This window comes from Stenotrophomonas sp. 28608_Sma, from assembly GCF_056486185.1.
The window spans coordinates 2482783-2506770 of the sequence record NZ_CM151308.1; the positions used below are offsets into that span (position 1 = coordinate 2482783).

Below are 23988 nucleotides of genomic sequence, written 5' to 3' on the forward strand. Positions count from 1 at the left end.
GAAATGATCTTCGGCCATGAGGGGTTGCCGCGCAGCGGCAAGAGTTATGAGGCGGTGCTGCACCACATCCTGCCTGCGCTCCGCGCAAAGCGTCACGTCTATGTGCGCCTCAACGGGGTAGGGGAGAGCCTCGACAAGATCGCAGCACATCTTGGTATGCCCGAAGAGGAGGTGCGCAGCCTCGTGCACGTCATGGGCGACAAGGAGGTGGTTGAGTGGTGCGTCTGCGACACCGACAACGACGGCGCCATTTCGTTCCCGCACGTCGAGAAGCACGCGCTTATCGTGATCGACGAGGCCCACGAATACTGGCCCACCAATCGCGCCAACCTGCCAGAGCGTGCGGCCAACTTCTTCGCCAAGCACGGCCATATCAGCCTTGACATGGTGATCATTTCGCAGGACTGCAAAGACCTGCACCGACTGATCATTCGCCGCATGGCTAAGAAGAACACGTACACCAAGCTTGACGCGCTCGGCTCAGATCAGCGCTATTCGGTGCGCTTCTATGCGGCCACCGGCACCGGCAAATACGAAACCGTGGGCACGGAAGTGCGCAAGTACGATCCCGCAATCTGGGAGCTTTACCACGGCGTGCAGCCTGGCATTGAGTCCAATGAGGTTTATAAGGGCAACACTCGCACCCTCTGGAAAACCCTGCGCGGCCCGTCAATCCTGATGGCGCTTGCGCTTGTGGTCGGCGTGGTGATGCTGGGGCGGTTCTTCTTCGCCGGAGGCACCACCGGGGAGACCGGCGAGCTGAAGGATGTTGTTGCGTCACAGAAGGCCGCAATTCCCGCCATAGCGCACGCGCCGGGCGCGCAACCGGCCACAGTGGTCACGACGGTTGCCGAGGCGTCCAAGGCGAAGGAGAAGCTTCCTGCGGGCGTTCAGTACATTCTAGATATGGCGACCAATGCCAGGGCGCGACACGCTGGCTGGTACGGACAACGAGATATCGTAGAGTTCCGGGCATCAGGAGGCGGGCAGGTGCTCGACCGATTCACCACGGAGCAGTTGTGGGCGCTGGGCTGGTCTGTGAAAAGAACAGAGTTCGGCGTGCTTCTGAGCGCCAGAGGCCACGAGATCATCGCGACTACATGGCCTGTCGATCCCTTCGGCGAGCAGTCCGATTCGACCACTGGGCGTATTAGGGCTGCGGCGGGGTCGCCTGTGACGAGCGCGAGCGAGACACAGCCGACCACCGCCGCGGCGAACGGGAGCACTCTGATTGCAGTTGGGAAGCGCCCCATGGGCACGTTCCCAGAAACGCCACCATATCCGGCGAGCTTCTGATTTCCGCGATGGGATACCATGCTCCCGAACCTTGGGGGCGAAATGGACATTCGATCTGGCCTAGTTTTGGCTCTACTGCTGCTGTCGGCACCTACGCATGCGCAACAGCTACGCTCGGCCACCGGCCCGCAGCCAGCGCCCAGGTACACGCCGCCAACACCGAAGGCGAGCAATCTTGGTGCTGAACCGTTGAAATGCCAGCAGCACCTCGATCCGCGCATTCGGCTCTATTGCGCCGACATTGAACGATCCTTAATCCAGAGCGAGGCGCGTCGCCAAGGCATACCAACGCCATCGAGCGAGATTGTTCGCATGCCTGCCTACGGGAGCGCTGAGGCAAAGCAGTTGGGCGCTGCCTGCATGGGAGGCACTGCAATGCGTCGCCTGAGCAACGGCTGGGAACAGTTGCGAAACGCCAAGGGCGAATGGCTGCGCTGCCGCGAGCAATGAATCGGGGGTGTAGGGGCAGCGCCCCTACGGAAGCGCCTCACACGCGCTGGCGGCGTTTCGGCCCCGGTACCGGTAGGACTGCTGCGGGTGGTTCGGCGTCGGGGCCGGCCATCGCCATCGATGACCGCTTTTTCCGGCGCTGTGCCAGTGCGTCGGACAGGTTCACCACGCTGGCAGCGTTGAAGGACAAGGGTTTCCGGGGCTTGCCGATCGCGCGGCCGCTCTCCATCATCCGACGCCATTCCTGCGCTTGCGCAGCGGTGAGCGACAGCCAGGCCAGATCCTGCGGCTCCAGCTCGCGGCCCTCGGGTGTGACCAGTCGGCCACCCTTAAACGAAAAACCGGCCCAAGGGCCGGTCAGTTTCCGATCACGCACGATCAGGCTCCATGCCAGAGTAGGAGCCGGGGCTGACGCAAGAACTGCGCCAGCCAACCACGCACCAAAGAACATAATATACATTATGCGAAATGATGTATCGGGCGTGGTCCGGCTCGTCGGCTAGATCTGGCAATGGCTGCGGCTCTGGCTTGGCTCTTGCCTCCCTGCAGGCTCCCCCGACAAGGATGAGATTGCAGCATGAGCAAGTCGATCCCCATGATCGCATTGACCAGACCTGACCTAACCGCCCTTTCATCCCCGAAGGCCATCAGCTGGAGCCTTGCGACATGACGATGGCTGATGAAGTTCCCCGGTCCTCAGCAGTCCGGAATGCTGAGGCCACGGCGAAATCCGGCGCCATCTATTTAGCCGAAGTCCTCAGAAATCGCCGAAAACGTCGGTTGGGCGTGCGTGATCGCGGCTCCGATGCCGAGACGTCCACTGTGGTCTACATGAGCCGTGGGCCAAGTCTGCCCAAGGGCATGTAAGGCGATTTCGTTGGGTCTTCGCCCCTTACATCCCGCCAGCAGGGAACTTTTGGACTAGATCGAATGAAGAAGATCGTTCAATCCGAGGTTACGAGGATCACGCCATTCGTAGGGCCTCGGGCACCAGTCGGCGAACTTGTCCTCAATGTCATAACAGATCATTCTGTCAAATATGCCATTATTTACGGCAGCCTTAATCTTAGACACGACATGCTGATCTTCTTCGCGGAATCCAAATCCTGCTACGAGAAGTACGTTTTCCTGAATTCGATGCCTGTTTTCACACGCCTCTCGGAGTCGTTGGTTGTAGAACCGGAGGGCGGTGTTGGATGCAATGATTCCCTTCTTCACCTCCGCATCGCCGACGACCAAAACGGGCCATCGATACGGAGGATCGTTGTATTGGGTCTTCTTGAATGGCTTGTATCGAAGATCGCCATGCAAGTGCATGATCTTGAACTTTCGATCAATTCCTTCACGAAGATCTCCCCAGGGCGACCAAAAATCTGTCGTGAAGGCGCCCCGAACGTACCTTTCGCCATAGATGATGTGATCGAAGACACCATCAAAATTCAGGGTGAAGTAGTTGACTGAATCGAACCTTGAATCAAGATGACGAATTGCGGGATCAAATTGCCTAACTACTTCCAGCATCTGCCGAAGGGACACCGTAAGTTGAGTCTCAATCTGGTCCAGTGCCTGAATAATTGAATCCTGAAGACTGGATTGCTGGAAGATGTTCGCAAATGCCTGCTGGTCTATCCTAAATCGAATAAGGTCTTGCTTCGTCTTCTCGACAACAAGATTGATGGTCATCAGTCCACCCAAGATGTAGTCGAACGACTCCTGGGTAAACATTGCCTGAAGCTGCGATGGAATTCTCTCGTAGACGCTTTGACTGATCTTCTGATACGTAAAGTCGATCAAGTCTCTAGCTTGCGGACAAGCTGCCGATATTCCGTGATTAATCCCAGCGCCGCTAAGGATCGTGAGTTGCTGCATTAAAGTACGCTCCATGTATCACGTGTCCCAAGCATAGTTCAGTTTGAGAAAAGTATGCGTCGGGCTTTTCCCTACTTGACCATTACGATTGCGCTGTGCTGTAGACCCTGGAACTCCAGGGAGGGACTTAGACGCTAGCTGGCTAAGGCGGCGTCTCCGGGAACGTCCCCATGGGGCGTTTCCCGACCTCAATCAGTGCATGTGGCGATGGCTCAGGCGTACCAGGTGATGTGGACTGAGCGATGCTGCGAGCCGGATGGTCCTGACTCAACTCCGATTTCTGGCGTGGTGCGCGATACGGATTGTGGGCCGGTCCATCGCGTGCGATCGCCACGCATACCCGTATCGAAATCTTTGCCTTGGTGCCCTGCTCCGTTACGCACGTGCAGGTGGTGTCCTGCTCAGTCGTGCCGGAAGCCATGCAGTACAGCTCGGGCTGCGATTGCATGGTGCGGTCATCGAAGGCGGGCGCGGACCACGGCTGAAATTCCACACGTGGTTTGTGTTTTTGCACGTATTCTTCGCGGGTGAGGGGCTTTGCCGTCGGCATGCCCGCGCCCAAGGGCGCCAAGGCATCTGCCGCCGGCAAAGCATCGGCCCCCTGCTCTTCCTTCTTCGCAGCTTGTGCGTTGGAGGGTTTGATGAGAAATAACCAGCCCAGCCGCATGATGCCTATCAAGGCGACCACCACTGATAGGTCCTGCCAGACTCGCTTCGGCACCTTGAATTTGTGACTGGCCGTGTGCGACGTTGTGTTGCGATACCTGTCATAGAGGTTCCTCGGATCGATCCAAATTTCCTCGTCGACCTTGTCGTGAATCCGTTCGTCGTAGGGACATGCTGAGCCACTCGATGACGAACACCAGATCAAATCTGCGATGCCGATGCGTAGACATCGAGCGGATGCGTGGATCTGGGCGTCTGCGAGCCGCAGATGGACGAACCTTTTTTGACCGTTTGGGTGCGACTTCCAGCTGAGTCGGCAAGTTTCGAAGCCCCGAAAGCTGCCCCTCTAAAGCGTCATATCTGCCTCACAGGATTCCCGCAGACTGGGGGGGCGCTGCTGCCGCCGGCTGGGCGGCCTGAATACCCTGCCGCAGCTGGCCCTGCCATCTCCCCTGCAGCTGTCGGGGAGATCGTGCAGCGGCGCCAGCCGCCAAGGGGTTTCGCTGCCGGCGATAATGCAGTTGACTGAGCATCGGGCGGCATCGGGCGGCATCGGGCGGTATCGGACATGTCCAAACTGGAGGTGCGTTTGCGAACCCCGCCGCTCGCTTGCTTGAAAATGTCTGATGCCACTTGCGATGCAGCCGCTTCCGTGTATCGGTCAAGCATGGCGAATCGACGGAAGTCCGCTGCATGGTCGTCACAGATAGTGGCGGAGCTGCTCACCGAGGTGCTCCATCGCGATCACTGTCAGCTCTACTGGTTGCTGCGCCGCAGCTGACCTAAGTACCTGCGGCGGCCATCGCGCTGGAGTGCCTGCTTGACCTTCTCATTGACCTACTCTCAGAACATGCTTTCGTGAATCGCGTTAGCAAGCCCTGGATAGAGCGTGACCTCGAGCGAGGGTGTGATACGCACTACAAGGGTGGTATGCCAATACCGAGACCTGCGATCACCCCGGCCCGGATCGCTGCGTCGCAAGCGAATCACGCAAATCAAATCGCACGCTTGTGCCCTCAGGAACTCTCGTAGGAAGCTGGATCGGCAGGTTGCCCGATCTCCACTTTCGCGCTGGCCTTCATGCCGATCACCATACTGGCACCACGTCTCGACGCGGAAGACGGTCGCGCCGGAGCGGTCCAGCCACTCACGGCCGAAAGAATCCCTCTGAGTCAGGCCGCCGAACTTGATAGCCTCTGTCGTCAACCGGGTCCGTTCAGCAGCGCCCACGACGCCAAACACATCGGTCTGGTCGATGCCAGCCCGGGCATGGGTGATAACCAACCATGGGATAAACGGCGTCTTAAATTTCAGCCATCGAGGATCGCCTTCTTCATGCTCCTCTAGCGTTGGAGCGTCGATCTGGAACGCGTCCTGGGCGACGACGTTTTTGGCGACGCTATCGCCCTGCTCGGAGGGCACCATCGATGAGCGCACATGGACTTCGACGCCGTCCATCGAATGCCAGTCTCCATCTATGACCAGCCATTCTCCGACCGTGTTTCCTATGCCTAATAGCGAACAGAGCCTGCTCGTGTCGGCAGTAAGTTCAACTCCTTGATCGGTCGCTTCGCGCAGGTTGACGCGAGTCGTCGCCCCGGGCCAGTCAGTGCCGTCGGCCAACCACAGGCCGTCATCGCGGGTGAGCACCTGCTCGCTCAACCACTCCTGCAACGGCTGATTCCCACGGCAGGTGGACACCGCCACTGGAAAATCGCGAAGGAACTGCCCGGCGACGGAATACAGGCCATGCCAGCACAAATGCTCACCGTAGTGATGCTGCGCCTCGGACATCTCACCGTGGCTCCTACCTAGATCCAGGCGACCACCAAGGTCATACATGCTAGTGACGCCCGGCGCACGCTGGTGTACCCAGAAGCTGAGAGCATCGCGCGTCACCCAGCGTTCGCGATCAAAGAGCGAAGCAACCTCCGATACTTCGTTCTTGTCAAAGTCGTATTCTAGGCTGACGTGCCACGCTGGCTCCGGAGACTCCTTCGGGCGAGAGTCATAGAACGACGTTCTCCCGCCTTGGCGCGTGACCATCGGGTATGCGGACTGGTTCACGCGACTCAGCTTGGCTTGCGCCGCCTTAGACAATTTAAAGGCGCCACCTCGGTGACAGGCCAGCAGTGCTTCCTTTGCGAAGTGCTGACGCAACACATGTGGATCATCCTTATCGAATGCGATTTCTTCCAATAACTGACGGTGCGGGGCGACGGCGTTCGGTGCCTCTAGCGCTACGCGAGCCATCGCGATCAGTAACCACAGCTGCGAGTGAAGATAGAAAAACGGCAGCTCTTCAGCGCCGAAGGCGCCAGCGGTCTTGTCGTGGTAGCGCGCAACCACCCGGTGTAGAACATCCGTCCGGCCAAGCCGCACGGCGGATCGCAGGGCATGTGCAGACATCCAGCGTCGTTCGGCGCGGGGCGAGCCCAGCCCGAACCAAATCAGTCCCGCGGCTATATCGATGGGATCGTCACTAGGGTAAACGCCCGGACGCCACTCCCCATCGAGCACCAATGGAGCGAGCTTGGCCGCGCCTCCGCGAAGAAGCCGAGCGAGCGCCGCCTGTGCCGCGCTGGGCTCCGCCCTTGTGCTGAAACTTGCCGCCACACTGAGCCAGACAGCTGCGGGCACCTCGGCCTCTGGTCGGGAGAATTCCTTGAGCAGTGCCACGACCAGCGCGTGGTGCTCGACACCGGTCAGCTCGGCAAGGCGATTGAGCTGGTACTGAGACAATTGTTCGAAGGAGACAAACTCTGATGGATTGGCGTGAATGATCCACGCGGCGCAGTTTGGCCAGATACGGCCCATGGCGTCAGACGCACTCGACCACGCGGCCTTACACAGTTCTAGCTCGTGAATCTTGTCGTACAGATCGAGCTGCTCTTGCCGAGCAATGATCTCGATGTATCTAGTCATCCCCGAGAGCGGAACCTTGGCGCGCAGGACTTCCAGGAAGTCCTGCTCCAGACGCCGCCCCTGAAGCAACCCGTTCAGAGCCTCAAGCGCCTCCGCAATCCCGGCCTCGTCCAGTGGATCGAGCGAAGCTGCACGGGCTTTGGCCCCCGCGATCTGTTTGGCTTGCTCGGCGTCCCAATCTGATCGGTGGGGCACGGAGGTTGGCGCTCGCCAGTTGCTGAGCGAGTTGAACTCCTTGGTAGCCACCGCCATCGCCTTTGCGGATTGCAGCAACTGTGATCGTTCGACCGAGTCGCAGCCCAATGCCCGCTCCGCCAGAAGCGCGAGTGACTCGACATTATCTGAACCATACCCACCGGGATGACACTGCTGATAGTGATGAATCAGCTCTGTCGCCAGGGTCGCAGTGACGCCTGCCGGATGCTTCAGGAGAGAATCTACGAGTTCGACGGTGCTACAGGTACGCAATTCCGCGGGAGAGCTTACGCGCAACATGACCAAGGCCAACGAGGGCTCGAGATCGCCGATATCGATCAACACCTTTAGGTACGGCAGCAATGTATAGTCGAGCGAGATCCGTTCGCGATCCTCCCAGCGAGCCAGCCGTGCCAACCCCTTGGGGCCAGCGGCCCGTGCCAACGCCCGGCCGTAGCCGCTCCAATCGAACTTGTGTTCCTCTCCTAGATTCAGGTCGCAGATGTTCGACAGCGTGTTGCTGTCGGCGTCGTCCAGGCGTGTTCCACGCAGCGTCGCTGCGAAATGCATCAGCTCGCCGACAAACTGCCAGTCGCCCGAGCCTATCGCATCGACCTGTTCCAAGCCGCGATGGAAGTACTCGGCAGCATCGGCGGAACTGGCTGGAACGATAGCCCTAGACAAACGCGCAAATGCTGCGACGCGCTCATTGACATCATCTAGCCGTTCGATCGCTTCGCGAGTGCGCACGGCCGCCTTGCCTGCCGCCATCTGACTCGGCGCCCGTCGTGTCAGGATAGCAATCAAGTCGATGACGTTGGAAACCGGCGCGGCGTCCACGGCGCTCACCAAATCAGCGTACTCAGACACTTCCTTAGTGTCGTGGCCGGCGTCTGCGGACACGGCTAAGGTGAGCAGTCGCTCGCCCACAATCCTGAATTGCCTCTGTGCCGTCAGACCGCCCAAGTAGTAGTCGTTGCTAACGCGCAGGCGATTCCACTTCGCCAATAGCGGGCGCAGCCGCCCATCCCCTGCGCTTGCGTTTCGACTGACCGCTTGTGCGAATGCCTGCGCTACCGAATGCCAGGTTCCCAATCGGGAGTCAAGGAAGCGTTCGGTCCGTTGCAGGTCGTCGTTGTGCAATCGACGAGACGATCCGTCGGACTGCGATTGCGCCTTTACGGCCTCGCGCATCGCTTCCTTTAGCGCCGCGTGGAACTCCTTGCCTTGGAGCGCCGGTGGAATCCCAACTGCTGCGCTCAACAATTCCTGGGGAAGTAGCATCCGTTCTTCGAGTGGCACTCCCTCGGCGAGGGCGCGCATTGTCTTGGCTGCGATGTAAGGATACACATCGCGCGCCCAGCAGTCCTCCAAGAACATATACAACATGGGAGTCTTGAACGCCGCCGCATCTAGGATCGCGATCGCCTCGCCGCTCATTCCCAAGGACGTGGCTACGGCCGCTGCCCGCAGCATGCCGCGCCCAATCGGGGTTTCCTTGGGGTGATAATCGCGCTCGCCCAAGTTCACTGTAGCGCAGACCGATGCCAGCCGGCTGATCAAGGCCCGTTGCCAGGTCTCGTTACCGTCTGCGTGCGCGACAGCAGCTAGCAGCACACCAGTTCGGGCGGATTCTGAGTCAAGCATCGCCTTGAGCGCCCCGCCTGGCCCCCGATCCGCGGGCGAGTTTGCCTGGACAAGGGTAAACATTTGTTCCGCCACTTCGAAGCCATACCAGTCTCGCCAGCCGGCCAGGTCTCGCGCAGCCGCTTCGCCATTGCCTCGGGCCAACCACGACAGAGGGATGGACGCCATGTCGAGAGCTGTCGGACCCTCATCGCGGCGGCGATCCTCACGCTTCTGGTCGTAGTAATGGCGGCGCCACTCTGCGACTCGGTGGGCGTGGTGCGTCGCGTCTGCAACCTCGCCAGCCAAGACATGCGCGATGGTGAGCCGGGCATGCCTGGCGCCTGGCCAGTCCGTGCGTGCTTCGAACAGCCGCCGCAACGAGTCGGCATCGGCGATGGACACCGTCAAATCGGGGTAATCCAGGAGATACTGCGTGCCTCGCTGGTTCATCGCAGCCAGCGTCGATAGCTCGACCAGTAATTGCACGAGCCGACCGTTATCTTCTTGGTCGGCGGCGAATGCTACCGCCGCACGAATGCGCGCCTGCCGGATGGCCTGCTTGCCAGCCGCGCTGGTGATAGCGGCCGGAAGGCGCTCGTCGAAGGCCAGTGCAAACAACTGATCGCCGTCGCCCAGCTGTTGCAGCAAGTCGGGCAGGGTTGTGGCGGCGTAGATGGAGCGATCTTGCATCGCTAGCAGGTTCTTGGCGAGACGGCGTAACGTCGCCTCGTCTGCGGCGTATGATTCGCGGATCAGTCGTTCGGTCGGCTCATCGCGAATCATCAAGCCGTATTTGGTTTGTTCCAGCAACGGTGACAAGTCGGCGCCAAAGCTGTTCACTGCCCCTTCCGCCAAGCCGTTGGCTTCGGCGAATTCACGCACGGGCACGGGCGGCGGCAAGGTCGCAAGTCCTGCCAGGAACGAAGCGATCTCATCCTCTTGGTATCCCTGCCGTCGAGCTTCGGTCAAGGCCTTTGCAATCTTTGATCGGAGCAAGTCGTCGAGCTGAATGACCTTGTCGACTTTCGAGGGCGCAAGCATTTCCGGCCCCTCGTCGACCAGATGCTCGAGGATGCGCGCGTTTCCGCGTGATCTCGACTGGGCGACTTGCACCATTCCCTCGGTCAGACCATCGAGACGGTTCTGCAGGTAGGCCTGGGATTCAATCAGGTTGAATGACCGAAGTTGCAGATGCTCGCATGCGGCGCTGCCGATCGCGCTTTTTAGGCGATAACCCCGTGCGCTAACCACCACCTGCACACCCGGAATCGACCCCGCGATACTTAAGTCTTCGAGCAGAAGACGCGGGAACGCGGTCTCTCCGCGCAAGTCGGCGTGCTCGCCGGCATTGTCGATTGCGTCAAGCAGCAACACGAGCTGTCGATCCGGCGAGACCGAGCGAAGCGTCTCGACTGCTTGGGTCAATCTCGATCTGAACGTCCGGATCAGGTCACTATCACTGGCAGTGCTAGGCAGCATGGGGTCGCACAGGCTGCGGCTCGCCAACAGGTTGGCGATATGGATCAATCCACGTTGCGGCAGGTGGCGAGCGTCGGATGCCGCGCGGTACTGCCCCATACCAAAGCAATCGAACAGAACGACATCATGATCCTGGCCCAGCTTCCCCGCCAGTGATTGCATGAAGACCGTCTTACCGACGCCGCCGTCCCCGTGGATAAGCAGAGGCTGATTCAGGGCCGGAATGCGGGCAGCCACCGACGCCAGTTGGTCGCGTTCCAGTACTGCACCGACATCCGGGAAGCTCTCGCGGACCGGCAAAAGGTCATCTTCGTGCTGCAAATCAAGTGCGGAGAGCACGTCGGCGCGCAGGATGACATTACGATGCTGGGCTATGAGACCAGCCTTCGTGCGCGCCAACTCGCGTAGGTTGCTAAGTCGAATCCTGGACTGCGGGTCCCGGGCGACCGACCAATCCGCCAAGGCAACGGCCAGCTCATGCTTGCTCTGGCGCAGGTCCCCGGTGATCCCCGTCAGACGAAGCCGGGCTGCGAACTCAGCCAGATCCTTGCCCCGCAAGTTGATCGCCTCGCTGAGCTGCTTGGCCTGCGTCTTGGCAACGCCCTTGAGTGTAACTCCGTCTCGCAACGCCATCACGGCTTGTTCGAGCTCGGGCAGGATCGGACGATTGGTGATGAGCTCGAAGCGAAGACGACTGCGTGCTGCCCCAACACCGTGTTCGCGCTTGAGCGTGCGATAGGTGTGCGAGAACTTCTCCACAGTGTGCTTGGCATCGGCCGCCCGAAACGGCTTGTTCTCGGATGCCTTGGAATACTTGACCTGGACCACGACGACCCGGTCCGCATCCAGGAACGTCGCGGCGGATCCGTAGTACAGCACCGCGTCGGCGATCTCGGTTGCGTCCTGGGAGACCCGGTCACTGGGGGAGAAACCCTCGATCGCGACGCCGACAAAACCATCTTGCGGAAGCAGCAACCCCAAGCTCTTGCGGGCCACCCACGCTTCGTGGAATTCATGACCGTCGCGGGAGGCGCGAACACTGTCGACGTGAACTGGAGATTTTGCCACTGGGTCCCTCTTTCGTTGCACGCGCCCTACAGGTCCAGCAATCGCCAGATGGCCTGCTTCTTCGCTTGGTAGGCGTCTTCGATGAACTCTTTGTGGTCGTCCGACTGAGTATCGTCGAAGTGGCTTTGCTCGTTGCGATTGAACTGACTCAGCCAGCTGTCGTTCGCTTCCCGATGCTCATCCAGGACACGCAACTGGGCCAGATGCTTGTCGAGGTCTAGGCTAGGCTGGCTGGAATAGCCCGACCCGATGCGCCGGTTGAGCACCGCCTGCAGCTGCAAATGGCCGGCTTCGGTGGACGTCGTGCCATCGCGCACGTAGACAACGCTTGTCCGCAGGCCCTCCCCTTCTCTTAGGGCCAGGAGCGGCAGGACTTTAGGATCGTCTTCCACAAGTAAGACCTGGAACGACTTGCCCACTAGCGCCTCGTATTCGGACGCGCCGAAGGCAAAGTCAAGAATTTGGTACTCCAGCGGCTTGGGCAGATAGCCGCTGAGCGGCGGGATCAGCTGTGCCTTGTCCTTGATGCTCGGCAAGCCGATCGGAACGAGGCTGCCATCCGCCTGTTGCGACACACCCACGACGAGCGCGCCGCCGCCTGAGTTCGCCAAGGCCAAGATGTGGCGGGCGAGCTTTGGCAGTGCAGGCCAATCGGACTTGAAGTCCAGGTAGTCGGTCTCGCCGATGTTGCGACGAAGCAGATCACGCAGCGCCTCACGGGTTGGCGCCGTAAAGAACCGGGCGAAGGTTTCGTGCTGTTCTTTTAGAATCGTCATCCAAAGTGAACTCGAGGTGCGAACGAAGTATCCGGACTGCTTGGTCGGGGTGATCTGCCGACTCAATTCGCTTGGCTACATTCAATGCCGCGAGCCAGACCAGTAGGCTGACGTCTGCAATGCCTAAGCCGGGCCACTCTACGAGGCGTGCATCGATCTGAATCTAATGCTGGGCCTCACTCGGGTCGACAGGGTCGATTAGACCTTTACGCACAAGGCTATTGAGCAAAAATTTGGCTGCCTGCGGTTCGCTAAGCCCTCCGATTTGAGTGGATTCTTGGCCGCGTTCGCCGTGAACTGTGATGAGACCTTGGTCAACAAAATACTCAGCCTCGTAGATCTTCCCGCCATGCACTATCTCGATCTTTCCCACAAATCACCGTCATTTAATTAATTGCTATAGCCAAAGAGGGGGATGCTAGGTGCACTTCATACGCCCCGTCCGTCAGTGCAGCCCCGCCACATAGTGACATGCAGAGCTCCGCCTCGCAGAATCCAATCCCATTAATGTGACGCGTCACGCCGAGCCGCCCATCCCATTGGCGCCCCACCTCTCTCCCACTATAGTGCCAACCCCCACAAGGACGAGGCGGCGCACATGCCCTACATCGGAATCGGACTACACGTACTGGCAGCCATCTACTTCGCGGTGCACGCCATCCGCTCGGGCCAGAGCCTCTACTGGCTGATCCTGCTCTTCTCGTTCCCGCTGCTTGGCAGCGTCGTCTACTTCCTGGCGATCTACTTCCCGGAAGCCCGCAACTCGCGCGGCGCGCGGCAGGCAATCCGCTCCGCCAAGCAACTCATGGACCCGGGCCAGGATCTGCGCAACGCTCGCGCTGAGCTGTCGCGAACGCCCACCGTGCAGAACCGGGTTCGTCTTGGCATGACGCTGCTGGATGCCGGCCAAGCGGAGGAAGCCAGGACCCTGCTTGAGCAGGCGGCCAGCTCGCCACTGGGTGACGACCCCTACATTCTGACCGGCCTTGCCCGTGCCCGCCTTGAGTCCGGACACGCCGCACTTGCAGTCGAGACGTTGGACGGCCTGTTTGCCCGCCATCCGGAAGTGCGCCGCAAGCCGGAACAGACCCTGCTTTACGCGCAGGCGCTGGCTGCTGCACAGGCACCTGGCACCCGCGCCGCGTTCGAGCGCGCCGTGGAATGTGGAAATGATGCGGCCGCCCGCTGCCTGTACGCCGAGTGGCTGATGGCACAACCGCAGCCTGCTGACCGTGAGCAGGCTCGCAGCCTGTTCGCCAGCATCATCGACGATGCCCAGCACTGGTCGCGCCACGCGCGCAGCCACAATGCCGCCTGGCTGGAGCGAACCAAAGCCGCATTGAAGGGCTACTGACGCCTGGCGGCCTTTGGCAATCCTGTCGCATCCGCCTCGCTCACAGCCTCGCCGGGCGGATGGCGGCAGCGCGCAGGACTGCACCACCGACATTGCCTATAGCCTTGCGGCGCAAGGCTCCAGCCTCATTGCGCCGCATGCAACGATTCTGAAAACGTTGAAAGTGGTGACGGCATCGGCCCTACTGCATTGGCATCGCGCACAACCGGGCGTATTCCTTGCTGTGCCACCTTGAACAGGTGGCCGGGCTTCGAAACCCCGGTTGTGCAATCGTAAAAAGCGCTTGCCAGTCGGCACCACTCCGGGTGGTGCCGACTGGCAATCCGTCAGCCGGCTATGGCGGGCGGTGCGTGGGGGCCTTGCGCCCGCCGGTCTGATTGCACACCGGGTTTCGAACCTCGCACCGTCCGCCACCTTTATCGGTGGCGGCTTCTGCATGCACGCAAGGAGCCCAGCCATGACCCAGCCTCACTCCCCTGCCCCGCACCCCATCCACGACGTGCCTGCGAATGGCCCTGCGCTGGACCCAAACACCCTCATCGCCCTGCTGCACAGCATCGGCTCCGGCGCCGCCTCCGATGGTCAACCGTGGCCAGAGCGCCATCAGATGCCGGGCCGGCGCATTGCGCTGGCGGACGCCGACTGCTCCTTGGCCGGCCTTCGCGTGGTGCTGGAAATCCTGCTGGCCGCACAGCGTGCCCGCGAGAACGGCGAGTTGGAGCAATACGTCGGCCCGCGCGTCATGGAAGGGCTGATCATGGCCGGGTTGGGGCTTACCGCGCACGCCAGTACGCGGGTGCGGCCGGAGACCTGAGAGGTGGGCTGGCGCTGGGCGGCCACCGCGCTATGCCTCGTAGCGGCCGTGGCGGCGCCCGTCCTTTGGCTATCGCCGGCCGTGCCCGAGCGGCTGGCATTCCAGAGCATCGCGGATGATCGATTTTCGCAGCTGCGCCGGCAGGCGATGGCGTTCGCGGAGGCCCGGCAAAGGCAGGGCTTGCAGTTTGTCGAGACGCAGCGGGGTGCGTCGTTGCAGATTCACTGCAAAGGCGTTCCGGTGCTGTGGCTGGAGCGGCGGCCGCCGCATCTGACGATGCGGGTATCGCTGGATGCGGTGCAGCGGGCGCCCGACGTTCTGGCGTTGCGGGCATTGCTGCAGCGGCAGTTGGAGCCCTTGGACTACATGGAACAGGTGCTGGTTGGCGTGCCGGAACCTGTTCTGATGGATCGGGTGTTGTTGGCGATGGCGGGCGATGTGGCTGGGGGTGCGCGATGTGAGGGGTTGGTCGTAGTCGAGCAAGCTTGTATGTTCCTCCCGGCTCCTACGCGGTATGTAGGAGCCAGGGTGGAGGGACCGTCAAGCATGCATCTGCGGATACTAGCCGACAGACGAGTCGAGCGATCCCCATCCCGCACACGAACGTCGATAAAGGATCGTACGGCCCCCAAAGGGGATCGTCGATGTAGGCAAGCTAACGTCGGTGCGGTACCACCCCAGCCCCTTAAAGATAGCTGGGAGCCGTACAAATGTCTGATTCTCTCGATATTGGCGTGGACGTGGACTCCAAGGAGTTCGTACCGGCAGTGGCCGACCGCAAGGCCGGCGACAGGATCGCCAACACCCGGGCCGGCATAGCCCAGTGGCTCAACACCTTGCCCCAGCGATGCCGGATTGGCATGGAGGCGACGGGGCGGTACTACGAGTTGTTGGCTCGGATGGCTGGCCAGGCAGGCCACGTTGTCTATGTGATCAATCCACGTCTGATCAAGCACTACGGCCGGGCGACGGGCTCGCGTGGCAAGACGGACGCCATGGACGCCGAAGCGATCGCCCGGTACGTGAAGAAGGAGAACGATCGCCTGCGTGAATACGTACCGCGTACCGACGAGCAGCAACAGATGCACGATTTGCTGCGCAAGCGGCAGACGCTGGTAAAGACACGCGCGCGCCTGGAGCAATCCTTCGGGGTAAGCAAAAGTGCCCCCGGGGAGCTGTCAGATCTGTTCTGCGCTCTGGCTGGGACGCTGTCCGAGCTGGAAAGCGAACTGCAGCGCTTGGGTCGCGATGGAGAGCATGGCACGCTCTACAAGCGCCTGTTGACCATCCCTGGTATCGGCCCCGCCGTCGCCGCTCACCTGATTTACTACATGACGCGCTGGCCGTTGGCCAACGCCAACGCGTGGATCGCCTGCACGGGCCTGGATCCCCGGCCCAACGAGTCTGGCGGCAGAACGGGACGGCGTCGGCTGTCCAAACAGGGCGCGCCAGTGCTGCGCCAGATGCTCTACATGGCCGCCATGGGGCTCAAGCGGTGTCGTCGGGGGCAACCGCTCTACGACGAGCTGTCAAAACGCGGTCACCCCAGCACCGCCGTCTTCAACATCCTGGCCAGAAAGCTGGCCAGGATCGCCTGGGGTGTCTTCAAAAGCGGCCGGGACTTCGATCCGGCCATGCTGAAGGTGGGTCAAGCCTGCTTCCAGCAGGCTTGACCACGAACATAGGATCTCGACTCTACGGGGCGGTGGGCGGCGTGGGCTCGGGTTCGTGGGTGGAGCCTTCCAGCAGGGCGACGTAGGTGTCCAGGCGCGTGCGCAACCCGGTCAACAGCCATCCTGTGATGTAGAGCAGTACGAGCGCATAGATGAGGAATGCGCCCAGCTGGCCGACGTCAAAGGCGCTGTTCCAGTCGCCCCATTTCCACTGCCGGAACTGCAGGTAGAGAGCGATCAGCAGCGGGAATGGACCGAGGCGTTGCAGGCCGCCGTAGATCAGCCCCATGCGCTCGATCATGCTTGTGCGCAGATGGGTGACGTACTTGAGGCGGCGCTCACGCTCGACCCTGGGGAATCCTCGAAGCTCGGCGATCACCGCTTGCCACTGGGCAAACTCGCCGTCCATTTCCTGCGCGTGCGACAGCCGTGGCTGCACGAACTGGCGGATTCCGCGGCGGGCCGCGAGAAATCCGCCGATGACAAAGCCTCCGATCTCCACCGTCAGGCACACCCTGACCAGAAGCAGCGCGGCCGTAAGCGGAAGCCATCGATCAGGCAGCTGGCTGCCGAGAATGCCGATGGCGGCCGCCAGGGCGCCCACGCGCAACGACCACCTCTCCAGCCGGCCGGCCTTGGGGTAGATGCTGTGCTCAGCCAGCCCTTGTACCCGCTGGTAAAGCCAATGGAAGGTCAGTTCCTGCTGCTTCGTCTGGTCCGGCGAATCGACTCCGCCCCCTGCCTGCATGTCCATTGCGTCCCCTGCCCCGCCGGCGCGGATGCCGGCGGCATCATCCTAGCCGAGCCGGAGCTATCTGAGCAGGTCCGGAAGCGGGTATTGGAAAGGTAGGCGGCGTTCCACCTGTACCCCGCTCGCCTGACGGCTTCACCGTTGCACACCACGCCGGCCACGCCTGGCCCATTACCTTCAGCGCAGATCGGAGGAACCACAGCGCAATCACTGCACCCGCTGCGATGTCCGGTCAGCCGCTCCCGGTCAGTGCAACACCACCGGCAGCCGCCAGCACGCCGAGGTTGGCGGCAACGTCATTACGCAAGCACTCGAGGGTGCGACTCACTCAGCATCGATCGAGCCCGCAAGGCGCGCACGCGCGAGATCTTCTGGCGTGTCGATATCCAGGCCCAGCTCCGGCGCTTGAAGGACATGCACGGCATCGATGGGAAGCTGCCTCAAGCGCGCTCCGAAGCCGCGGTCACCGCTTGCACCCACCTGATTGAACCATGCGCGCGGCACCACTGCAGGAACGCCGAGGACGTTTCCGTGACGGGTGCCAGCGCACCCTGACGCCGAAGCGCGGGCACCCAAAAGCAACGCCTGCAGATGGGCGTGCTCGATCGCGGGCTGGTCGCATGCCACGACCATCACGGCGGCCACTGCGGGCAGCAGGTGTGTGCCTGCAACCTGCAGGCTGCTGGCCAGGCCGCTTTCCCAGTGGTGGTTGGTTACCGGAGTGGCATCCAGCCCGGCAATGCTGGATGTCACGGCCTGTGCGTTCCCGCCCACCACCACCAACACCTGCGATGGTGCGTGCTCCAGCGCCAACCGCACCACGCGATGTACAAGGGTCTCGCCCTGCCGGGTCAGAAGCTGCTTGGGCTGGCCAAGCCGCGTGCTGCCGCCCGCAGCAAGCACGACGACCGCATGCGCGGCCGTCACGTGCCGGCGGTGCTTCGCCATTGCTGCAGCTGCGCGGCGATGCTGAGCGAAATCGCCTCCGGCCCTCGGCCGCCGATGTTGAGGCCGACCGGCGATCGAAGTGTCGGGGACAGGCGGTGGCGCTGATCCGGTGTCAGCAGCTTGAACAGGTCCTCACGCCTTCGCCGCGGACCCAGAAGTCCAATGAAGGCAACCTCGGTATCGGCCAGGGCCATCAGCGCCTCGCGGTCCAACTCGAAATCGTGGTGCATCACCAGCACCGCGTCGCACGCGTCGGCATGGAGGGCCTCGGCCGGGCGCACCTGGAGCTGTGCATCCGCGCCCTGCCCCGCTGAGGACCAGCGAGCTCGTCGTTCGGCCACGCTGACCCGCCATCCCAGGCCCCGCAGCAACGGAACCAGGAAGGGCGTTTCTGGACCGCCACCCAGCACCAGGGCCCGCGGAAGCCGGGGCAACGGCAAACGCCATGCGCCCTCGCCAAAGGGCTGCGCCCCGTCCATCGGATGCAGCTGCCATGCCTGCTCGCAATTGCCGGCGCGGAAAGCGATCTGCCCCGACCTGCGAAGCTCGCGCTGGAGTGGCACGCCCTCGCGGAGCCATGCCTCGATCACGGCGTCGATGCCGGTCATGGCACGCAATGGCAGAAGCGCAATCCGAAGCCGGCCGCGGCAGCCGAGCGCGGACCCACTCAACAGGTCGTCGTCACTGCGGGTGTCGATCTCGATCCAGTCGATCTGCCCTGCCGCGCTCACCTGCTCCGCGCGTCGCGCGAGCTCGGGCTCCAGGCATCCGCCGCTGAGCCAGCCGACCTGGCTGCCGTTGCAGAACAGCACCATGTCGCCGGCACCGGCATAGGTGGAGCCATCGGTTTCCAGCACCAGCGCGAGCACGGCGTGCTCCCCCGCGTGCAGGTGCGTCACCGCCGCCTCGAGCACGCCGCGCGGGCTGCCTTCCGTGAGGAAGCCCGGCGCTGCGGACAGGTGTCCGGCAGGATCCCTGGGTTCCACTCCCTCTGCCGCAGAGGGCTCCAGGGCGGGTGAGGCCACGGGTCGGTCCATGCGCAAGGGTCAGCCCACGTCGGGCAAGCCGGGCAACAGCTTGTCCAGGGTGATGGGATAGTTGCGCACGCGCACACCGGTGGCGTTGTAGACCGCATTGGCGATCGCGGCTCCGACACCACAGATGCCCAGCTCACCGACGCCCTTGGCCTTCATCGGCGAGATCACCGGGTCCAGCGTGTCGAGGAAGACCACTTCCTGGTGCGGAATGTCAGCGTGTACGGGAACCTCGTAGCCCGCAAGGTCGTGGTTGACGAACAAACCAAGCCTTTTGTCGACCACCAGCTCCTCCATCAGGGTCGCGCCTGCGCCCATCACCATCCCGCCGATGACCTGGCTGCGTGCGGACAGTGGGTTGAGGATCCGGCCGCCATCGCATACGGCAAGCATCCTGCGGATGCGCGTCTCTCCCGTGTAGGCATGCACGGCGACCTCGCAGAAATGCGCTGCATAGGTGCCAACGTCGTAGCCCTGCTTGAAGTTGCCGAAGGCAATGCCGTCCTCTGCCGACAGTGTGCCCGCTTCGGCCAGGTCGATGGCTCGCCCGCCCGCTTGGATACGGCCATTGGCGAAGTTTGCGGTGTCGCCGTCGAAGCCCAGTTTCTCGCCCACCTTGCGGCGCAGGCTGACGCACGCCGCGTACACGCCTGCGGTGGAGCTTGCCGCGCCCCACTGGCCGCCGGAACCGGCGGAGGCCGGATGGCGGGAGTCGCCGAGGGTCACCTGGACCTGGTCCAGCGGCACGCCCATCGTCTCGGCCGCGGTCTGCGCGATGATCGTGTAGGAGCCGGTGCCGATGTCGGTCATGTCGGTTTCCACGATCACCCCACCCTGGCCGTCAAGCCGCACTCGCGCCGCCGACTTCATCGTCGGTGCGCCGCGATAGCCCGCAGACACGCCCATCCCGACCAGCCAGTGCCCTTCCCTTACCTGCGCCGGCTTGGCGTTGCGTTTGTTCCAGTTGAAGCGTTCCGCGCCCTCGCGCAGGCAGCGCACCAGGTTGCGGTCGGAGAACTTCTTGCTCGGATCGCCGGGTACGACCTCGGGCTCGTTGAGGATGCGGAACGCGATCGGGTCGAGGCCCAGCTTCTCGGCCATTTCGTCCATCGCCACTTCCAGCGCCATGTGGCCCGGTGCTTCGCCCGGCGCGCGCATTGCATTGCCTTCGGGCATGTCGAGCGTGGCGATGTAGTTGGCCACCAGGCGGTTGGCGCCTGCATAGAGCTTGGGCGTCTGCAGGGTGCCGTTCTCGCCGTCCTCGCCGTTGATGTTGCCAGACCAGTTCTCATGGGCGATGGCGGAGATCCTGCCGTCCTTCGCGCAACCGATCCGGACGCGTTGGATGGTCGCGTGCCGGTGCGTGGTGTTGTTGGGCATCAACGGGCGTTGCAGCGCGATCTTCACCGGTCGCCCGACCTGCTTGGCCGCCAGCGCGGCCAGCACTGCATCGGCGCGGATGAACAGCTTGCCGCCGAAGCCGCCGCCGATATAGGGCGAGTCCACGCGCACCTTGCCAGCATCGATACCGAGGATCGCGGCCATGCCCTGCCTGGCCCAGTCGATCATCTGGTTCGAGGTCCACAGCGTGAGCGTGTCGCCCTCCCAGGCCGCGATGGTGGCGTGCGGCTCCATCATCGAATGACTTTCGTCGGAGGTGTGGTACGTCTCGTCGAACTTGACCGCGGCGCTCGCGTAGGCGGTGTCGAAATTGCCCAGAGCCTGCCGGTCGGGCTTGCCGTCGCGTCCCTTGGCCAGCGGCGCGGACGGCGCCAGCGCCGGGAAATCGAACCGCCCCTTGCCGCGCTCATAGCGGGTGCGGATCAACGCCGCAGCGGCGCGGGCCTGCTCGAAGGTCTCTGCTACCACGCAGGCAATGGCCTGGTGGTAATGGGCGACCTCGGACCCGCCGAACAGCGGCGCGTTGTTCCAGTTGGATGTGCCGACCGGTTTGGTCTCCGGTGCGGTGATCACCGCCAGTACGCCCGGGGCGGCACGTGCACGGGAGGCATCCATCGAGATGATGCGCCCCTTGCCGATGCCCGCGCCGACGATGTAGCCGTAGACCTGGTTTGGCGCCACGTCATGGCGCTCGTAGGCATAGGGGGCGGTGCCGGTGGTCTTGCGTGGGCCATCGATGCGCGGCGTCGACTTGCCGACCACCTTGGCCTTGTCGAACAGGTTTTCGCCGGCGGGGGCGTTGAATTCAAGGGCCATCAGCGCTCTCCTTCGGCCAGCACGGCGGCGAGTGTGCGCTCGGCGAGCGCGATCTTGAACGCGTTCTCCCGGGTTGGACGGGCGCCGGCGAACACCTGTTGGGTCGCGGCCTTGACGCCGTCGCGCAGCAGGGGTTCGGCTGCCTCGATGCGCCACGGCTTCGGCGCGACCCCGCCGAACGCGAATCGCGCCGAGCCGTCGCGCTGCACGATCGCGGCGACCGACACCAGTGCGAACGCATAGGACGCGCGGTCACGTACCTTGTGGTACACGTGCCGGCCGCCCAGCGGTTCAGGCAGCGTGACGTGGGTGATCAGCTCACCGCGCTGCAGCACGTTGTCCTGCTGTGGCGTGTCGCCCGGGGACCGATGGAACTCGGCAATCGGAATGCTGCGCGTGCTGCCATCGCCCTTGACGGTCTGGATCGAGGCGTCCAGCACGCGCAGCGCCACCGCCATATCGCCCGGATAGGTCGCGATGCAGCTGTCCGAGGTGCCGATCACGCCCATCTGCCGGGAGAACCCTTCGAGCGCGCCGCAGCCTGATCCGGGCAGGCGTTTGTTGCAGGGCAGATGGGGGTCGTAGAAGTACGGGCAGCGGGTGCGCTGGAGCAGGTTGCCGCCGGTGGTGGCCTTGTTGCGCAGCTGCCCGGACGCGCCTGCCACGATCGCGCGGGTCAGCACACCGTAGTCGCGGCGCACGCGCTCATGCGAGGCCAGCGCGGTATTGGTGACCAGCGTGCCGATGCGCAGGCCGCCGTCGTCTGTAGGTTCGATCCTGTCCAGGCCGATGTCCTGTACATCGACCAGGTGCGCGGGCGTCTCGACCTCCAGCTTCATCAGGTCGAGCAGGTTGGTTCCTCCCGCCAGGAACTTCGCGCCCTCGTTGCCGGCGACGGCCTTGGCGGCCTCGGCAGGAGACTTCGCGCGCTCGTAACTGAAGACCCTCATGAGCGCCCCCTTCCAGAGGCCGCGCCAGCGACCTCTTGCATCGCCTCGGCAATGTTGGAATACGCGCCGCAGCGGCACAGGTTGCCGCTCATGCGTTCACGCATTTCCATGTTGGTGGCCTGGGGCCGTGCGCTGACATCGGCCTGCGCATGGCTGGGGACACCCCGCTTGATCTCGTCCAGTACCGCCACCGCCGAACAGATCTGCCCCGGCGTGCAGTACCCGCACTGGTAGCCGTCATGCTTGATGAAGGCGGCCTGCATCGGATGCAGGTCATCCGGGGTTCCGAGGCCTTCGATGGTAGTGATGGTATCGCCTTGGTGCTGCACCGCCAGGCTGAGGCAGGCATTGATGCGCTCGCCGTTGACCAGCACGGTACAGGCACCGCATTGACCGTGGTCGCAGCCCTTCTTGGTGCCGGTCAGCTTCAGATGTTCGCGCAGGGCGTCGAGCAGCGTCGTGCGGGTGTCCAGCTCGAGCTCACGATGCGTGCCGTTGACCGTCAACGCCACCGTGCTGATGACCGGCGGTCTGGGCGGCGGGGATGCCGCCAGTTCGGCGGCGAGCGATGACGCCCCCGGTGCGGCGGACATCGCCATGGTCGTGGCGCCGCCGGCGATCACCTGGCGACGCGTCAACTTCATTCCTTCGTCCCAACTTGGCACAGTGACCTCCTGGCGTTCGGGGAAACCCCGTGGCTGGATGGACGCGCTCAAACTACACAAGGGTCACTATGCCCGGCTGGGTAGTACAGATCTGTGAAGCCAGTCCAGGGTGTGCCGGCATCATCGGCCGAGCCTGCTGGCCGGTCATCTTCAACGCCGCCTCTGGCAAACGTGCGCCTGGTGGACAGCGTATTGATGCCCAGATAAAGCCGCCCAGACAGGCCCAAAGCGCGCCGTGGGCTGGTCTGCGGAACTGCACCATGCAGCGCTCGGACACGGTGCCGCATCGATGGTCAGCAACCGCTGTGGTCCGGGCGAGCTGCCACAGCGGTGCATGATGCTGGACTCATTGCCGTGTGGATCGACTGCGGGAAGACGCCAGAAGGATGAGCAGCACATAGCAGGCCAACGCCCCCAGGGCCATGCCCATGGCAGGCAATAGTCGAGCCGCCCAGACAGGCCCAAAGCGCGCCGTGGGCTGGTCTGCGGAACTGCGCCATGCGGCGCTCGGATACGGTGCTGCGTCGGTGGTCAGCAAGCGCTGTGGTCCGGGCGAGCTGCCACGGCCGTGCGTGATGCTGGACTCATTGCCGTGTGGATCGACTGCGGGAAGACGCCAGAAGGATGAGCAGCACATAGCAGGCCAACGCCCCCAGGGCCAGGCCCATGGCAGGCAATAGTCGAGCATGGCTCGACTCTACAGAGGCGCACCCTGCGAGCCGACGCGAACATGCACCACATGGCTGATGCCACGATGGAACATCTTGGCGTATGGGCAGACGCGTTCGGTATTGCGCACCAGTTCGCCGGCCAGGTTCGCATCCATGCCGGGAAGATGGACCACGATCTCGGCCGACAGCAGGTACAGCCCATCTGCCGGATCACGGGCGAAGGTGACCGCCACTTCGACGCTGGGGTTGTGCAGCAGCAGGCCGGCACGCGCGGCCACCAGTACCATGGCGCCGTGGAAGCAACCGGCGTAGCTTGCGGCCAATAGCTGCTCGGGATTGGAGCCACCGCCGGGCCCGCCGAATTCCGGCGGCAGGCGCAGGTCCACCGCCAGTGCACCGTCGTCCGATCGCACCACGCCGGACGCGCGCCCGTGCTGGGCCTGGCCACCGCTCACCCGCACGCGGCCGGTGTACAGCGGCTGCACGTCGTCGCCCTGGTAGCGGTCCAGCATGGCGGGCGAAGGTGGCTTCAGCTCGGTCATTGGCAGGCGATCGATG

Annotated in this window: 17 protein-coding genes; 4 read left to right on the forward strand and 13 right to left on the reverse strand. The window is 62.9% G+C overall.

Annotated elements, in window-relative coordinates:
- The first annotated feature begins 3 nt into the window (after positions 1 to 3).
- Positions 4 to 1296: a zonular occludens toxin domain-containing protein gene (locus tag ACZLHH_RS11700; protein ID WP_180844248.1), complete on the forward strand. Its 1293-nt coding sequence runs from the start codon at positions 4 to 6 to the stop codon at positions 1294 to 1296.
- 487 nt (positions 1297 to 1783) lie between these two features.
- On the opposite strand, the gene ACZLHH_RS11705 is transcribed toward ACZLHH_RS11700, so the two are convergent.
- From ACZLHH_RS11705 to ACZLHH_RS11725, 5 genes are all read right to left on the reverse strand, one after another.
- Positions 1784 to 2122, reverse strand: a complete 339-nt coding sequence (locus ACZLHH_RS11705; protein ID WP_180844249.1) for a DUF3653 domain-containing protein — start codon at positions 2120 to 2122, stop codon at positions 1784 to 1786.
- A gap of 545 nt (positions 2123 to 2667) precedes the next feature.
- Positions 2668 to 3615, reverse strand: a complete 948-nt coding sequence (locus tag ACZLHH_RS11710) for a hypothetical protein (protein WP_132810107.1) — start codon at positions 3613 to 3615, stop codon at positions 2668 to 2670.
- A 142-nt stretch (positions 3616 to 3757) separates the two neighbouring features.
- Positions 3758 to 4486, reverse strand: a complete 729-nt coding sequence (locus ACZLHH_RS11715) for a hypothetical protein (RefSeq protein WP_258014026.1) — start codon at positions 4484 to 4486, stop codon at positions 3758 to 3760.
- A 638-nt stretch (positions 4487 to 5124) separates the two neighbouring features.
- A complete protein-coding gene (locus tag ACZLHH_RS11720; RefSeq protein ID WP_197609958.1) occupies positions 5125 to 11577 on the reverse strand; it encodes an NACHT domain-containing protein in 6453 nt (2150 codons plus the stop codon).
- A gap of 26 nt (positions 11578 to 11603) precedes the next feature.
- Positions 11604 to 12419, reverse strand: coding sequence for an AlbA family DNA-binding domain-containing protein (locus ACZLHH_RS11725; protein ID WP_132810109.1), 816 nt, complete (start codon positions 12417 to 12419; stop codon positions 11604 to 11606).
- A gap of 532 nt (positions 12420 to 12951) precedes the next feature.
- Here ACZLHH_RS11725 and ACZLHH_RS11730 point away from each other — a divergent pair.
- Complete coding sequence (locus ACZLHH_RS11730) at positions 12952 to 13707, forward strand: tetratricopeptide repeat protein (protein WP_132810110.1); 756 nt, start codon at positions 12952 to 12954, stop codon at positions 13705 to 13707.
- A 457-nt stretch (positions 13708 to 14164) separates the two neighbouring features.
- Positions 14165 to 14521: a hypothetical protein gene (locus ACZLHH_RS11735; protein WP_180844251.1), complete on the forward strand. Its 357-nt coding sequence runs from the start codon at positions 14165 to 14167 to the stop codon at positions 14519 to 14521.
- Positions 14522 to 14590: 69 nt separating this feature from the next.
- Here the strand turns inward: ACZLHH_RS11735 and ACZLHH_RS11740 are convergent, their stop codons facing one another.
- Positions 14591 to 15004 carry a hypothetical protein gene (locus ACZLHH_RS11740; RefSeq protein ID WP_478478787.1) on the reverse strand — a complete coding sequence of 138 codons (414 nt, stop codon included), beginning with the start codon at positions 15002 to 15004 and terminating at the stop codon, positions 14591 to 14593.
- Between the two features lie 227 nt (positions 15005 to 15231).
- On the opposite strand from ACZLHH_RS11740, the gene ACZLHH_RS11745 reads away from it, so the two are divergent.
- Positions 15232 to 16194, forward strand: coding sequence for an IS110 family transposase (locus ACZLHH_RS11745; protein WP_132808894.1), 963 nt, complete (start codon positions 15232 to 15234; stop codon positions 16192 to 16194).
- Positions 16195 to 16216: 22 nt separating this feature from the next.
- Here ACZLHH_RS11745 and ACZLHH_RS11750 read toward each other — a convergent pair whose 3' ends face one another.
- The 7 genes from ACZLHH_RS11750 to ACZLHH_RS11780 all read right to left on the reverse strand — a co-directional run bounded on the left by ACZLHH_RS11750 (position 16217) and on the right by ACZLHH_RS11780 (position 23972).
- Entirely contained in the window at positions 16217 to 16948 is a 732-nt protein-coding gene (locus ACZLHH_RS11750) for a hypothetical protein (RefSeq protein WP_180844252.1), read from the reverse strand.
- Positions 16949 to 17269: 321 nt separating this feature from the next.
- Complete coding sequence (locus ACZLHH_RS11755; RefSeq protein WP_180844253.1) at positions 17270 to 17893, reverse strand: nucleotidyltransferase family protein; 624 nt, start codon at positions 17891 to 17893, stop codon at positions 17270 to 17272.
- Positions 17869 to 18930 (reverse strand): XdhC family protein, encoded by a 1062-nt coding sequence (locus ACZLHH_RS11760; protein ID WP_180844254.1) that lies wholly within the window; start codon positions 18928 to 18930, stop codon positions 17869 to 17871. The genes ACZLHH_RS11755 and ACZLHH_RS11760 overlap by 25 nt, the downstream gene beginning before the upstream one ends.
- 9 nt (positions 18931 to 18939) lie before the next feature.
- Positions 18940 to 21144, reverse strand: coding sequence for an aldehyde oxidoreductase molybdenum-binding subunit PaoC (gene paoC, locus ACZLHH_RS11765; protein ID WP_180844255.1), 2205 nt, complete (start codon positions 21142 to 21144; stop codon positions 18940 to 18942).
- Positions 21144 to 22094, reverse strand: a complete 951-nt coding sequence (locus ACZLHH_RS11770; protein WP_180844256.1) for an FAD binding domain-containing protein — start codon at positions 22092 to 22094, stop codon at positions 21144 to 21146. Before ACZLHH_RS11770 ends, paoC begins: the two co-directional genes overlap by 1 nt.
- On the reverse strand, positions 22091 to 22738 hold the full coding sequence (gene paoA, locus ACZLHH_RS11775; RefSeq protein ID WP_180844257.1) for an aldehyde dehydrogenase iron-sulfur subunit PaoA: 648 nt from the start codon (positions 22736 to 22738) through the stop codon (positions 22091 to 22093). The genes ACZLHH_RS11770 and paoA overlap by 4 nt, the downstream gene beginning before the upstream one ends.
- Positions 22739 to 23456: 718 nt before the next feature.
- Positions 23457 to 23972 carry an Ohr family peroxiredoxin gene (locus ACZLHH_RS11780; RefSeq protein WP_180844258.1) on the reverse strand — a complete coding sequence of 172 codons (516 nt, stop codon included), beginning with the start codon at positions 23970 to 23972 and terminating at the stop codon, positions 23457 to 23459.
- Positions 23973 to 23988 lie beyond the last annotated feature (16 nt).

Coding starts and splice junctions, on each gene's coding strand:
- ACZLHH_RS11700 (WP_180844248.1), top strand. CDS start 4: ATGATCTTCGGCCATGAGGGGTTGCCGCGCAGCGGCAAGAGTTATGAG.
- ACZLHH_RS11710 (WP_132810107.1), bottom strand. CDS start 3,615: ATGCAGCAACTCACGATCCTTAGCGGCGCTGGGATTAATCACGGAATA.
- ACZLHH_RS11730 (WP_132810110.1), top strand. CDS start 12,952: ATGCCCTACATCGGAATCGGACTACACGTACTGGCAGCCATCTACTTC.
- ACZLHH_RS11735 (WP_180844251.1), top strand. CDS start 14,165: ATGACCCAGCCTCACTCCCCTGCCCCGCACCCCATCCACGACGTGCCT.
- ACZLHH_RS11745 (WP_132808894.1), top strand. CDS start 15,232: ATGTCTGATTCTCTCGATATTGGCGTGGACGTGGACTCCAAGGAGTTC.
- ACZLHH_RS11750 (WP_180844252.1), bottom strand. CDS start 16,948: ATGGACATGCAGGCAGGGGGCGGAGTCGATTCGCCGGACCAGACGAAG.
- ACZLHH_RS11755 (WP_180844253.1), bottom strand. CDS start 17,893: ATGGCGAAGCACCGCCGGCACGTGACGGCCGCGCATGCGGTCGTCGTG.
- ACZLHH_RS11760 (WP_180844254.1), bottom strand. CDS start 18,930: ATGGACCGACCCGTGGCCTCACCCGCCCTGGAGCCCTCTGCGGCAGAG.
- paoC (WP_180844255.1), bottom strand. CDS start 21,144: ATGGCCCTTGAATTCAACGCCCCCGCCGGCGAAAACCTGTTCGACAAG.
- ACZLHH_RS11770 (WP_180844256.1), bottom strand. CDS start 22,094: ATGAGGGTCTTCAGTTACGAGCGCGCGAAGTCTCCTGCCGAGGCCGCC.
- paoA (WP_180844257.1), bottom strand. CDS start 22,738: ATGAAGTTGACGCGTCGCCAGGTGATCGCCGGCGGCGCCACGACCATG.
- ACZLHH_RS11780 (WP_180844258.1), bottom strand. CDS start 23,972: ATGACCGAGCTGAAGCCACCTTCGCCCGCCATGCTGGACCGCTACCAG.